The 13403-nt window shown below is 64.0% G+C and carries 10 protein-coding genes; 6 read left to right on the top strand and 4 right to left on the bottom strand.

The features are described from left to right. Positions 1-20: 20 nt before the first annotated feature. The 3 genes from RLDS_RS36980 to RLDS_RS36970 all read left to right on the top strand — a co-directional run bounded on the left by RLDS_RS36980 (position 21) and on the right by RLDS_RS36970 (position 6712). A complete protein-coding gene (locus RLDS_RS36980; protein ID WP_021225507.1) occupies positions 21-965 on the top strand; it encodes a FecR family protein in 945 nt (314 codons plus the stop codon). Next, entirely contained in the window at positions 949-3384 is a 2436-nt protein-coding gene (locus RLDS_RS36975) for a TonB-dependent receptor domain-containing protein (protein ID WP_021225506.1), read from the top strand. The genes RLDS_RS36980 and RLDS_RS36975 overlap by 17 nt, the downstream gene beginning before the upstream one ends. A gap of 115 nt (positions 3385-3499) precedes the next feature. Further along, positions 3500-6712: an autotransporter outer membrane beta-barrel domain-containing protein gene (locus RLDS_RS36970; protein WP_021225505.1), complete on the top strand. Its 3213-nt coding sequence runs from the start codon at positions 3500-3502 to the stop codon at positions 6710-6712. A gap of 215 nt (positions 6713-6927) precedes the next feature. Here the strand turns inward: RLDS_RS36970 and gatB are convergent, their stop codons facing one another. The 3 genes from gatB to gatC all read right to left on the bottom strand — a co-directional run bounded on the left by gatB (position 6928) and on the right by gatC (position 10397). Beyond that, positions 6928-8427: an Asp-tRNA(Asn)/Glu-tRNA(Gln) amidotransferase subunit GatB gene (gatB, locus tag RLDS_RS36965; RefSeq protein ID WP_021225504.1), complete on the bottom strand. Its 1500-nt coding sequence runs from the start codon at positions 8425-8427 to the stop codon at positions 6928-6930. 97 nt (positions 8428-8524) lie between these two features. Beyond that, complete coding sequence (gatA, locus tag RLDS_RS36960; RefSeq protein WP_021225503.1) at positions 8525-10009, bottom strand: Asp-tRNA(Asn)/Glu-tRNA(Gln) amidotransferase subunit GatA; 1485 nt, start codon at positions 10007-10009, stop codon at positions 8525-8527. Positions 10010-10109: 100 nt separating this feature from the next. Further along, positions 10110-10397, bottom strand: coding sequence for an Asp-tRNA(Asn)/Glu-tRNA(Gln) amidotransferase subunit GatC (gatC, locus tag RLDS_RS36955; RefSeq protein ID WP_021225502.1), 288 nt, complete (start codon positions 10395-10397; stop codon positions 10110-10112). 127 nt (positions 10398-10524) lie between these two features. On the opposite strand from gatC, the gene RLDS_RS36950 reads away from it, so the two are divergent. Together RLDS_RS36950 and ruvX are read left to right on the top strand one after the other, a co-directional pair. Further along, on the top strand, positions 10525-11643 hold the full coding sequence (locus tag RLDS_RS36950) for a DUF3089 domain-containing protein (RefSeq protein ID WP_031297824.1): 1119 nt from the start codon (positions 10525-10527) through the stop codon (positions 11641-11643). 32 nt (positions 11644-11675) lie between these two features. Then, positions 11676-12149: a Holliday junction resolvase RuvX gene (gene ruvX, locus RLDS_RS36945; protein ID WP_031297822.1), complete on the top strand. Its 474-nt coding sequence runs from the start codon at positions 11676-11678 to the stop codon at positions 12147-12149. Between the two features lie 26 nt (positions 12150-12175). Here ruvX and RLDS_RS36940 read toward each other — a convergent pair whose 3' ends face one another. After that, positions 12176-12559, bottom strand: a complete 384-nt coding sequence (locus tag RLDS_RS36940; protein ID WP_021225499.1) for a MerR family transcriptional regulator — start codon at positions 12557-12559, stop codon at positions 12176-12178. Positions 12560-12630: 71 nt separating this feature from the next. Here RLDS_RS36940 and RLDS_RS36935 point away from each other — a divergent pair, with 71 nt between their 5' ends. Further along, positions 12631-13383 (top strand): MauE/DoxX family redox-associated membrane protein, encoded by a 753-nt coding sequence (locus tag RLDS_RS36935; protein WP_021225498.1) that lies wholly within the window; start codon positions 12631-12633, stop codon positions 13381-13383. Positions 13384-13403: the final 20 nt, after the last annotated feature.

The raw sequence follows: 13403 nt of genomic DNA, 5'->3' as shown, positions 1-13403 counted from the left end.
ATAGGAACAGGGCTGGAGCCATGGTGAATGAGGAGGCGCTCGCGTGGGTGATCCGCACGCGGGATCCGGGATTTGACGACTGGGAGGCCTTCACCATCTGGCTGGAGGGCGACCCCGCGCGGGGCCAAGCCTATGACGCCTTGATGGTCCAGGACGCGGAACTGCACGCCATCATCCCTGCTGATCCGGTCACGCTGCCCCGCCCCGCCAATGACATAGCGCAGCCGCGCCGTCCGGTCTGGCGCTGGGCGGCTGGCGGGGCGATCGCCGCCGCTCTGGTCGCCACCGTGTCGATCGGCATGATGAACCGTGCCGATATCTATAGCGTGACTACGCGGCCCGGCGAAACGCGCCGTGTCGCGCTTGACGATGGCACGACGATCGATCTCAACGGCGATACCCAGCTGCGCCTTGATCGCAACGACGCACGTTTCGCCGCGCTGGACCGGGGCGAGGCCGCCTTCACCGTCCGACACGACGCCAGTGATCCCTTCCGTGTCAGCGTCGGCGATGCTGTCTTTGAGGACGCTGGCACGATATTCAACATTGTCCATACCGACAAGGCGACCCGCATTGGCGTGTCCGAGGGCAAGGTGATCTACAATCCGCAGGCAGAGGCGATCGCCCTGCCGGCCGGCCGCGCACTTGCAGACGATGCGGAGGGCTTGCGGGTCATGGATGTCGCGCCCGCTGCGGTCGCGAGCTGGCGCGAAGGGCGCTTGGTCTACAACAATGCGACCATCCGCGACATCGGCCAGGATATCGGCCGATCGCTCGGCATTCGCGTAATGACGACCGCTTCTGCGCAGGCGATGCGCTTTACCGGGACAATCGAGCTGGACAAAAATCCGGCACGGTTCTTTTCCGGTGCCGCGCCATTGATGGGGCTTTCCGCCGTTCCAAAAGACGGCGGTTGGGTGCTGAAGCCGGCATCGTCCAAGGAAGGGAATGCGCCGCAAGACTGACCTCCTTTTCGTCGCCGCCGCCGTTACGGCGACCGCAACGCCCGTACAGGCGGCGGAGAGACACAGGATCAGCATCGCTCCCGGCAGGCTGGGCGAGGCAGCGATCGCGCTCGGCCGTCAAACCGGGGCCAGCATCGGCATGTCGGACCAGTCGGTGGCCGGGCTACCGGTAAAAGGTCTGAATGGACAGATGTCGCTCGAGGTGGCACTCAGACGGCTGCTCGACGGCACGAACGTCAGGGCGCGCCGCATTGCCGGCGGCACATGGCGCCTGGAGCGCAAGCCGAACCAAACGCCCTCACGCCCCCCTCAAGCGCCTGCCATACCCGCCCTGCCCGCGCCCGAAGCCGATCCGGTCGAGATCATCGTTACCGCGTCCAAGCGCGACACGCCTCTGCCGCGCTATGCCGGGATGGTCGAAACGCTGGACAACAGCGTCTTCACGAGCGCTGAAGCCGCCAATGGCAGTGCGACGCTGCTCGCTCGGATCGCGAGCCTCAGCTCCACGCACGCCGGCAATGGCCGCAACAAGCTCTTCATCCGGGCCATCGCCGATTCCGGCGTGGCTGGCCCGACCCAGGCGACGACCGGCCAATATCTGGGCGACATGCGCCTCAATTACGCAGCGCCCGACCCCGACCTCAAACTTTACGATGTCGGCCGGGTGGAAGTGCTGGAAGGGCCGCAAGGCACATTATACGGCGCTGGTTCCTTGGGCGGCATCATCCGGATCATGCCCAATGCGCCCAATCTGGGCGAATATGGCGGCCAGATGTCGGCAGGTGTGTCGGCCACGCAGCATGGCGATCCCGGGGGCGACCTGTCGGCGACATTGAACGTCCCGATCGTCGCGGAAAAGCTGGCGTTGAGACTGGTCGGCTATGGCGTGCAGGAAGGCGGCTATATCGATGACGTCAATCGCGACAAGGAAGACGTCAACCGGGTGCGGACATGGGGCGGCCGCGCCGCGCTGCGTTTTGCGCCGGACGAGAATTGGACCATCGACCTCAGCGGCGTCTATCAACATATTGCCGGCGACGATGCGCAATATGCGACCCGCTCGGTTGGCCGCCTGAAACGCGCGTCGGCCGTCACCCAGCCCTATTCCTCCGACTATCTGCTCGCCAATGTGCGGATCGAACGCCAGTGGGACAATCTGCGCTTCGTATCCTCCACCGGGCTTGTCCGCCATGACCTCGCCGAAAGCTATGACGCCACCCAACCCGGCGGCGCACCGGCGCTGTTCCGCCAGGATAACAAGGTCGACATTTTCTCGACCGAAAACCGGCTGGTTCGCGACCTCGACAATGGTCTGGGCTGGATATTGGGCGCGTCCTATCTGCAAAGCACGTCGGACATTCACCGGTCACTGACGTCCTTTGGAACAGCCCCGGTCCTGCCGGAAATTATTCCGAACGTGCCGGTATTCGGACGCGGCATGCCTGCGCCCGCGACCGGTGTGCGCAATCGGGTTAAGGAAGCGACTCTGTTCGGTGAAGCGTCGTTTGAACCGATCCGGGGGCTGATCGCTACGGTCGGCGGTCGGCTGACCAACAGCCGGCTGTCGGGTGAGGCTCTGGACCCGATTGCCGCCCTGTCATCGGCCGACCTCGCCCGCGCCGAGGCACAGGCGGATCGCAATGAGACGATCTTCCTGCCCTCGGCATCGCTGCTGACGGACGCCATTCCCGATGTCACGCTCTATGCCCGGTTCCAGCAGGGTTTTCGGCCCGGCGGCCTTGCCGTCGATGACCAGAGGGTGCGCCGTTACCAGAATGACCGCGTGTCCACCGTGGAGCTGGGATTTCGCAAGGGAATGCCCGGTCGCGATCCGCTCGCGCTCAGCGCCAATGTCGCCTATACCGACTGGCGCGATATCCAGGCGGACGTGACGGACCGGATCGGATTGCCGACGACCGCCAACATCGGCGATGGCCGGATTTACACGGTGGAAGGCCGGATCGTGCTGCGGCCTTTGACGGCCCTGACGCTCGACGGCAGCTTCATCTATAATGACAGCAAACTCAGCCGGCCCGCGCAATTCCTCCGCGCATTGTCGTTTGATGGCGAATCCCTGTCGCTGCCCAATGTCGCCAATCTGGGGGGGCGTCTGGCGGTCGATTATCGGATGGTCCTGGACGGCGACATGGCCCTGCATCTCAATGGCGCGGCGCGCTATGTCGGGAAATCCAGACTGGGCGTCGGGCCTATATTGGGTCAGACGCAGGGCGATTATGTCGACTCCAGCCTGACCGCCAGCCTTCGGCACGGTCCGCTGCAATATTCGCTGTCGATCACCAACCTGCTCGACAGCAATGGCAATCGCTTCTCACTTGGCACGCCTTTCGACCTACGGTCGGACTATTATACCCCGCTGCGTCCGCGAAGCGTGCGCTTGGGGCTTGATTTCGCCTTCTGACGATAGCCTGAACATCCATTCATCGCAGCGCCGGACGGGAAGCCCGCTTCGGCGACGTCCCATGCGCACGCGCGCCTTTCACAACAACTGCAGCGCGGCACGCAGAGGAGACATCATGCGACATCTTTTGGCCTGTACGGCCATCGCCCCGGTTCTGGTGGCACTGGCCGGCGCGGACGCAGCGGCGGAAACCCAGATCACGTCAGCGACCACCGCACCTGTCAGGACGTCGACCGTGGCCAACGGATCGGCGGACGACATCACCATCACATCGGCCGGGTCGGTCACGCTGACCAGCGGCACCGGGGTAACGGTGGACAGCAATAACGACATATCAAACGCAGGCACGATCACGATCAACGACGCTGATAACGTCACCGGCATTCTGATCGCGCCCGGCACCACCGGCGACATCACCAACAGCGGCACGATCACGCTGACAGAGGATTATACGGCCGAAGACGATGATGACGACGGCGATACGGATGGCCCCTTTGCAGAGGGCAGCAACAAGAAGGGCATCTGGGTGCAATCGGGCGCTGGCCATAACGGCGACATCACCCATAGCGGCACCATCAGCATCGAAGGCAATGATTCGGCCGGCATCCGTCTGGATGGCGCGCTCACCGGCGACCTCGCGACCAGCGGCTCGATCACGGTGGTGGGCGACAACAGCTATGGCGTGATCGCCAATGACGTGATCGGTGACGTCACCTTGCGCGGCGCCATCAGCGCGACAGGCGAAAACAGCGTCGGCGCGGCGCTGCTGGGCGACGTGGACGGCGCGGTCAAGATCCAGGGATCGATCGTCAGCAACGGCTATCGCTACACCACCCGGCCCAGTGACACCGATATTCTGGACGACGATGATTTGCTTCAGGGCGGATCGGCTCTCGTGATCGCCGGCAATGTCAGCGGTGGCGTCATCTTCGACGTGCCGCCGGTCGCAGGGGACGACGATGATGAAGATGACACCGACATCGACGATGACGGCCTGACCGACAGCACCGAAGGGTCGGCCTCGATCGTGACCTATGGATCATCCGCTTCGGTTCAGGTCGGCGCGGTGGATGTGGACACGACGATCGGCGCCGTGGCCGCAGGTGGATCGGGCTATGGATTGATCGTCAACGGCACCATAGCGGGCTATGGCATCTATGACGGCGTTGACGCCAATGGCCTCGTCATCGGCGGGCTGGGCGGCAATGTCGACATAGCCAAAGGCATATTGGTAGACGGGACGATCGCGGCGGTGTCCTATGACAGCAACGCCACGGCCCTCCGACTAGGGTCAGGAGCCAGTGCCGGGACGATCGAAGTCAGCGGCGCAATCGGTGCGACGGGCTCGTCGGAAGAAAATACCGCCGCGCGTGCCATCGTGATCGATGCGGGCGCAAATGTCGAACAGCTGATCGTCAGTGGAACCGTGGCATCAGCGGCGCTGGATGATGAAGCCGGCACGGCCATCGCCATCGTGGACAACTCCGGCACCGTTTCCAATCTCAGCAACAGTGGAACCATCTCCGCGTCGGGCGGCGCTTCCAACGTTGCAATTGACCTGAGTGCCAATGACAACGGCGTAACATTGACCCAAGGCCGGGCGGACGAGGACGCCAGCGCGCCTGTCATCATCGGTGACGTTCGCCTAGGTGCCGGCAATGACAGCGTGATGGTGTCGGCCGGCACCATCACCGGCAATGTCGCGCTGGGCGCTGGGGATGACAGCATGGCGCTTTCGGGCAGCACTACGCTGACCGGCAATACCAGCTTCGGGACCGGATCGGCCAACCTGACCTTGGCGGACACCGCCGCGATCGTCGGCGCCGTCGACTTCGGCAACGGCTCCGGCACGCTGACGATGGGGGGCACGTCCAGCCTGTCCGGCGCGATCAGCAACGCCGGCAATATCGACGTGGTGCTGAATGGCGGCATGTTGAACGCCACCAACGGCGGAACAATCGCGCTGAACTCCCTCGCCGCCAGCGGTACATCCACCATCGGCGTCACCATTGATGCAGGGGAAGGAACCAGCACGCTCTACGACGTGGCGGGCGCGGCAAGCTTTGCCAGCGGATCGCAGGTCAAGGTCAACCTGGCTCAGGTCAGCGGATCGGAGGGAGACTATGTCATCGTCCGCGCCGGATCGCTCAGTGGCGCGCCGGCACTCGATACCGAAACCCTGCTACCCTATATTTTCAAGGGCAGCGTGACGGGCGATAGGTCCGCTGGCACCGTCACCCTGTCGATTGCAGCAAAAAGCGTCGCGGAACTGGGGCTGAGCGGGTCGGTGGCCCGCGCCTATGACGCGATCTTCAACGCGCTCGATAATGACAGCGACATTGCCGATGCCTATCTTGGCATAGCGGACGGCACGACGCTGAACGCCAATCTGCGCCAGATGCTGCCTGACCATGCCGGCGGCACCTTTGAAGCGGTCACGTCGGGATCGCGCGCGACCGCCCGTATCCTGTCGGACCCCAATGGCATCTACCGCACCAAGGACGGTCGCCTGGGCTTCTGGCTGCAACAGGTCGCCTTCGGCAGCGCCAAGAGCGTGGGCAGCACGGCGTCCTACGACATCAATGGCTGGGGCGCTGGCGGCGGCGTGGAATATCTGACCGATCTGGGCGCATTTGGCGGGTCCTTCGCCTATATTCATGGCAGCGATTCCAGCGGTTCGAACAATGCCGTGGATTCCGATCAATATGAACTGGCGGCGCACTGGCGCGGCCAATGGGGGCCGCTGCTAGCCTTTGCCCGCCTGTCTGCGGCCAAGATCAACTTCTCGGGCAGCCGCCATTTCGAAAATGGCGACGTGACGCGCACCGCTGACGGCGAATGGGATGGCGATCTCTATTCCGCGACAGCCGGCCTCTCCTATCAGATGCAGTTCAACCGTTTCAGCCTGCGTCCGGCAGTCGGCATCGACTATTACCGGCTCAAGGAAGATGGTTATGCCGAAACCGGGGGTGGCGACGCCTTCAATCTGACGGTGCTTGGCCGCACGAGCGACGAAACCACTGCCAACGGCACGATCACGGCCGGCTATGATTTCGGTAGTCTTGATCCGGCTGACGGCTGGGTCCGGCTGGAGCTGGAGGGCGGCCGGCGCCAGATCATCGGCGGATCGCTCGGCGACACCACCGCCTATTTCAAGGATGGTGACCAGTTCACGCTGGTGGCGGAAGATCGCACCAATGGCTGGACCGGCCGCGCGCGCCTCTATGGCGGCACGGACACGTTCCGCGTCGGCGGCGAATTTGGCGCGGAGGAACAACAAAATCACGTCGCCATCTCATTTCGCGCGACGGTTAACTTCGTCCTGTGACGTCTGACCTTTGAAGCGGCGGGCCACACCCCACAGACCCTCCCGGTCCGCCGCTTCCGCTTCGGCACATATCCCTCCCCAAGGGCGCCGAACATAAAGAGGGGCGTCGCTGGTCCCCCGGCGGCGCCCCTTCTCTTTGCCCATTGGCGTGGGCATAAAAAAAGGGGCGCCCGGCCAAGCGCCCCTTTGGCATTGCTCCGAATGATCGGGCCGGCTCAGCCAGCCAGACCCTTCTTCACCATTTCGTTGACGACCTGAGGATTAGCCTTGCCCTGCATCGCCTTCATCGTCTGGCCGACGAAGAAACCGAACAGCGCTTCCTTGCCGCCCCTATATTGCGCGACCTTGTCAGCATTGTCGGCCAGCACCTTGGCGACCGCGGCCTCGATCGCGCCCGTGTCGGACGTCTGCTTCAGGCCCTTTTCCTCGACGATGGCCGGCGCGCGCGCGCCCGTTTCCAGCATGATCTCAAACACCTGCTTGGCAATGGTGCCGCTGATCGTGCCGTCTGCCACCAGCGCCAGCAGTTCAGCGCCCTCTTCCGGCCCGACCGGGCTTTCGTCCAGCGACTTGCCCAGGCGATTGAGCGCGCCATAAAGCTCCGACAGCAGCCAGTTGGCCGAGGCCTTGGCGACTTCTCCCTCGCTCTTCTTCTGGATGCGTGCGCCTTCGGCCAGCAGCGCTTCGAACCAGCGGGCGGTGTCGGCGTCGGCGGTCAGGGTCGTCGCATTATAGGCGGACAAGCCCAGATCGTTCACATAGCGCGCCCGCTTGGCGTCCGGCAGTTCGGGCAGCGACTGGCGGCATTCCTCCAGAAACGCGTCGTCCAGTTCCAAGGGCAAAAGGTCAGGATCGGGGAAGTAGCGATAGTCGTGCGCATCTTCCTTCGACCGCATCGAGCGCGTCTCGTTGCGATCGGGGTCGTAGAGGCGCGTTTCCTGCACGATGCTGCCGCCGGCCTCCAGCACGTCGACCTGCCGGTTCGCCTCATGCTCGACCACGGCCATGACGAAACGGACGGAGTTCACATTCTTCGTCTCGGTCCGCGTGCCGAACGGCTCGCCGGGCCTGCGCACGGAGACGTTGACGTCAGCGCGCATCGAACCCTGGTCCATATTGCCGTCGCACGACCCCACATAGCGCAGGATCGTCCGCAACTTCGACAGATAGGCTCCGGCTTCGGCAGGCGAACGCATGTCGGGCTTCGACACGATTTCCATCAGCGCCACGCCCGACCGGTTGAGGTCGACATAGGAACTGGTGGGGTGCTGGTCATGCATCAGCTTGCCGGCATCCTGCTCGATATGGATGCGCTCGACGCCGATGCGCTTGGTGCTGGTTTCGGGGTTCTTCTCGTCAAGCACTATATCGATCGCGCCCTCGCCCACGATCGGGTGATAGAGCTGGCTGATCTGATAGCCCTGCGGCAGATCCGCGTAGAAATAATTCTTTCGGTCGAAGCGCGACCATTTGTTGATCTGCGCGTCGATCGCCATGCCGGTGCGCACCGCCTGGCGGATGCATTCGCGGTTGGGCACAGGCAGCATGCCGGGCATGGCCGCGTCGACCAAGCTGACCTGCGTGTTGGGCTCCGCGCCGAACGCCGTCGCCGCGCCGGAAAACAGCTTGGCGTTCGACGTCACCTGCGCATGGACCTCCAGGCCGATCACGACCTCCCACTCTCCGGTTGCGCCCTGGATGCGATAGTCACTCATGGTCTTGTTTCCGTTCGGGCTGAGCTTGTCGAAGCCCAGTCCTTTCTTGAAGAAAAGTGCAGCCCTTCGACACGCTCAGGGCGAACGGGAGTATAGGTCACCACCACTTGTCCGGCCGCGCCGTGAAGCCGGCCCGTTCTTCCAGCGCCAGCGATGCGTTCAAAACCGTTTGCTCGTCCAGCGCCTTGCCGATCACCTGCAACCCGATCGGCAGCCCCGCCGAATCCAGCCCACCCGGCACCGCCATCGCCGGCAGCCCCGCCAGCGACGCCGGCACGGTGAAGACGTCGTTCAGATACATGGCCAGCGGATCGGCCTGCTTCTCGCCCAGCGCGAAGGAGGCGCTCGGCGCGGTCGGCGTCAGCAGCAGGTCGCACTTTTCGAACGCCAGGTCGAAATCGCGCGCGATCAGCGCCCGGACCTTCTGCGCCTGGGTATAATAAGCGTCGTAGAAGCCTGCCGACAGCACATAGGTGCCGATCATGATGCGGCGCTTGACCTCCGGGCCGAAGCCGGCGGCGCGGGTCGCGGCATACATGTCCTGCAAGCCCGCCCCATCGGGCAAGTCGCGCTGGCCATAGCGCACGCCGTCATAGCGGGCGAGGTTGGAAGAGGCTTCGGCTGGCGCGATGATATAATAGGTCGGCAGCGCATATTGCGTATGCGGCAGTGACACGTCCACGACTTCGACGCCGGCATCCTTCAGCCATTCGATGCCGCGATCCCACAAGGCGGAGATTTCCGGGTTCAGGCCTTCGGGGCGATATTCCTTGGGAATACCGACCTTCTTCCCCTTGAGATCGCTCGACAAATTCGCCTCCCACTGCGGGACGGGAAGGTCAAGGCTGGTCGAATCCTTGGGGTCAAAGCCCGACATGACCTCCAGCAGGATGGCGTTGTCGCGCACCGTCCGCGCCATCGGCCCCGCCTGATCGAGCGAGGAAGCGAAGGCGACGATACCCCAGCGCGAGCAGCGGCCATAGGTCGGCTTGATGCCACTGATGCCGGTAAAGGCGGCGGGCTGACGGATTGAACCGCCCGTGTCGGTGCCGGTCGCCGCCGGGCACAGCCGCGCGGCAATCGCAGACGAAGAACCGCCCGAAGAGCCACCGGGTGCCAGCGCCGCATTGTCGCCTCCGCCGCGCCGCCAGGGCGAAATCACATTGCCATAATAGCTCGTCTCGTTCGACGACCCCATGGCGAACTGGTCGAGGTTGAGCTTGCCCAGCATCCCCGCGCCCGCCGCCCACAGCTTGCCGGACACGGTCGATTCATAGGTGGGCACGAAGCCTTCCAGCATGTGGCTGGCCGCCGTGGTCTGGACGCCCTGGGTGCAGAACAGGTCCTTCATGCCGATCGGCACGCCGGCAAGCGCACCCAGCGTTTCGCCGGCGGCCTTCGCCTTGTCGGCGGCATCGGCCGCGTCCAGCGCCTTTTCCGGCGTTTCCACGATGAAGGCATTGAGCGCCTTGGCCGCGGCGACATTGGCGTTGAACGCCTCCGCCACCTCGCGCGCCGAAAAATCGCCGGCGCGGAATCCGTCGCGAATGTCGGCTACGGTAAGATCAGTCAGATCAGTCAAAACTCTAACCCCGTTCGGGCTGAGCCTGTCGAAGCCCAGTCCTTCCTTGAAGAGAAGTGAAGCCCTTCGACCAGTTCATGGCGAATGGCGACAAAGAAGGTCACTCGATCACCTTGGGCACCGCGAAAAAGCCATGTTCGGCTTGCGGCGCGTTGGCCAGCACCTTGTCGCGCACATCGCCATCGGTGACGACATCGTCGCGCAGGCGCTGCTGGTTGGGGATGACGGCCGTCATCGGCTCCACGCCGGTCACGTCCACCTCGCCCAGTTGCTCCACCCAGCCCAGAATGTTGTTGAGTTCGGGCACCATCGCCTCCGCCTCGGCATCCGTCACGGAAATGCGCGACAGGCTGGCGATCTTTTTCACGGTCTGAAGGTCTATCGACATGGGTTGCCGCTACCATCGGCACCGCCCGCCATCAAGCCGCTTTCGCGCCTCTTGCGCGGGTGCCGTCCTTGCGCCAGACATGAGGCGGCAAGGGAGCGAAATGTTCCAAAAGGGCGGAGAGAAAAGGGTGGCGCGCAAATTCCTCTATGTCGTCGCGGCGTTGGTCGTGCTGGCGATCGGCGCGAGCGCGGTTTACGCACTTTGGGGAAATGCGCTGATCCGCGCCGTGATGGTGCCACGCGAGCCTTTCGAACCGCTCAAGCCCCTGCCGGCCGATGCCTATGCCGACGCGACGATGTGGATCGCGCGACCGGACATAGCGAAGGACAATCCGGCGCTCTGGACGCCTGCGGGCACGCCCGTTTCCAAGGAAAGGGGCCAGGCTGCGGTCTTTTTCATCCATCCCACCAGCTACATCACCACCTTCGGCAGCGCGCACTGGAACGCGGCGCTGGATAATGTGGAGGCCAATGCCACCGCGCGCCGCTTCGTCGCCGGCCAGGCCAGCGCCTTCAACGGCGCGGGCGCCATCTGGGCGCCGCGCTATCGCCAGGCCAATTATGGCGCGTTCCTGACGCAGGGACCGGAAGGCGACAAGGCGCTGGCGGCCGCCTATGGCGATGTGCGCCAGGCCTTTGCGGCTTTCCTCAAAGCCAACCCGGAAGGCCCGCTCATCCTTGCCGCACATAGCCAAGGCTCGCGTCACCTGCTGGAATTGCTGCGGAACCAAGTCGCGGGCAAGCCGATTGCGGACCGGATCGTCGCCGCCTATGTCGTGGGCTGGCCCGTTTCGGTGGAGGCGGACCTGCCTGCGCTCGGCCTGCCCGCCTGCGCGCGCCGCGACCAAGCGCATTGCATCGTCAGCTGGCAAAGCTACGCCGAACCGGCCGACCCCTCCGCCGTGGTCGACAGCTTTGAACGCAAGAGCGGCTATACCGGCCGCCCGCGCAAGGGCACGCACATGCTCTGCACCAATCCCATTACCGGCGCCTTCAACGGCCAGGCGCCGGCCAGCGCGAACAAGGGAACGCTCGACGCGCGCGAAGAAGGTCAGCCGCCCAAGCTGGTCCCCGGCATCGTGCCGGCGCGCTGCGATACCAGTGGCGTGCTGATGATCGGGGAGCCGGTCGACATGGGGCCCTTCACCCTGCCGGGCAATAATTACCACGTCTATGACTATAGCTTGTTCTGGGGCAATGTGCGGGAGGATGCGCTAAAAAGGCTGGCGGCCTTTCGCGGCGAGTGACATTCGCCGCGATCGGTGACACAGGCACCGGCATGACAATGGTGACGACAGATCGCGCGGACTTCCGACAGGCTTTACCCCATGGTGGGCGGCTGATCGGCATGGACGTGGGCACCAAGACCATCGGCCTAGCACTCTGCGACGCGGCCTGGACGATCGCCAGCCCCGCCTACACCGTTACCCGCGGCAAATTCGGCAAGGACAAGATCGGCCTGGCCGCCTTCATCGACCAGCAGCAGGTGAAGGGCGTCGTCATCGGCCTTCCCCTCAACCTCGACGGCAGCTTTTCACCGCGCGCGCAGGCCAGCCGCGCCTTCGCGCACAATATCGCCGACCTTGGCCTACCCATCCTGCTCTGGGACGAGCGCTGGTCGACGCAGGCGGTCACCCGCACCTTGCTGGAGGCCGACGCCAGCCGCGCGCGCCGCGACGAGCTGGTGGATAAACTCGCCGCCAGCTATATTCTTCAGGGCGCGATCGACGGGCTGGTCGCGGGACTGGAATAGGCGTCTTACGGCCCGTTCCCATTCCCTCACGTTTCGAATGCCGTGAGGATCGGGCACGGTCCCTCCTCCGTTTCATGGCACTGCCGGGCAAGCCGCTCCAGCGCGGACCGCGCCTGCTGCAACGCCGTGATCCTGGCGTCCAGCGCGGCGATCCGCTCGGCGGCTAATTCGCGCGCCCTCGCACGATCCTGCCCAGCGTCCAGTTCCAGCAATTCCGCTATTTCATCCAGCGTGAAACCGGCCGCCTGCGCGGACCGGATGAAGCCCAGCCGCCGCACATCCTGTGCGCCATAGCGCCGTACGCCTCGACCGCGCGGCGGCGTCGCGATCAGCCCACGGCGCTGATAATAGCGGACCGTTTCCACGTTTACACCGGCCGACCGAGCGAGCCCGGAAATCGTTTCACCCATGCCTTGACTCCGTACCATGGTACGGACCCTATATGGGGAGCATCCATCCCCTCTCAATGCAAGGATGCGCCATGGCCCAGCACCAAGACAAAACCGCCAGCCTTTATCGCATGGTGATGCCCAGCCACATTTGCCCCTATGGCATCAAATCCCGCTGGTTGCTGAAACGCCATGGCTATCGGGTCGAGGATCATTGGCTCAAAACCCGCGAAGAAACCGATGCCTTCAAGGCGCAGCACGGCGTCAAGACGACGCCGCAGACCTTCATTGATGGCCAGCGTATCGGCGGCCATGACGATCTGCGACGCTATCTGGGCCTCAAGGTGCGCGATCCCGACGCCACCAGCTATGTGCCCGTGCTCACCGTGTTCGCGATCGCGGGGCTGCTGGCGCTGGCGGTTGACTGGCTCACGGGCCTGCCATTCCTGTCGCTGGTGACGGTGGAGCGATTCATCGCTATCGCCATGGTCCTGCTCGCCATGCTGAAATTGCAGGATGCGGAGCAATTTTCCACCATGTTCCTGAATTATGACCTGCTGGCCCGCCGCCTGCCGCCTTATGGTCAACTTTACCCGTTTCTGGAGCTGGGCGCAGGACTGCTGATGTTGACGCAGGCGCTGGACTGGCTTTCCATCCCGGTGGCACTATTCATTGGCAGCATCGGCGCGGCATCCGTTTTCAAGGCCGTCTATCTCGACAAGCGGGAACTCAAATGCGCCTGCGTCGGGGGCAGCAGCAATGTGCCGCTGGGCTTTTTCTCCCTGACCGAAAATCTGATGATGATGGCGATGGCGCTTTGGATGCTGTTCGGGCCGGGCCACTGATCCGACCCGAGCCGCCGGTC

Origin of the sequence: Sphingobium lactosutens DS20, from assembly GCF_000445105.1 — a bacterium.
Taxonomy (GTDB): domain Bacteria; phylum Pseudomonadota; class Alphaproteobacteria; order Sphingomonadales; family Sphingomonadaceae; genus Sphingobium; species Sphingobium lactosutens.
The sequence above is the reverse complement of the archived record's forward strand: the minus strand, read 5'-3'. Positions and strand labels throughout refer to the sequence as shown.

Coding starts and splice junctions, on each gene's coding strand:
- RLDS_RS36975 (WP_021225506.1), top strand. CDS start 949: ATGCGCCGCAAGACTGACCTCCTTTTCGTCGCCGCCGCCGTTACGGCG.
- ruvX (WP_031297822.1), top strand. CDS start 11,676: ATGACAATGGTGACGACAGATCGCGCGGACTTCCGACAGGCTTTACCC.
- RLDS_RS36970 (WP_021225505.1), top strand. CDS start 3,500: ATGCGACATCTTTTGGCCTGTACGGCCATCGCCCCGGTTCTGGTGGCA.
- RLDS_RS36980 (WP_021225507.1), top strand. CDS start 21: ATGGTGAATGAGGAGGCGCTCGCGTGGGTGATCCGCACGCGGGATCCG.
- RLDS_RS36940 (WP_021225499.1), bottom strand. CDS start 12,559: ATGGGTGAAACGATTTCCGGGCTCGCTCGGTCGGCCGGTGTAAACGTG.
- gatB (WP_021225504.1), bottom strand. CDS start 8,427: ATGAGTGACTATCGCATCCAGGGCGCAACCGGAGAGTGGGAGGTCGTG.
- gatC (WP_021225502.1), bottom strand. CDS start 10,397: ATGTCGATAGACCTTCAGACCGTGAAAAAGATCGCCAGCCTGTCGCGC.
- RLDS_RS36935 (WP_021225498.1), top strand. CDS start 12,631: ATGGCCCAGCACCAAGACAAAACCGCCAGCCTTTATCGCATGGTGATG.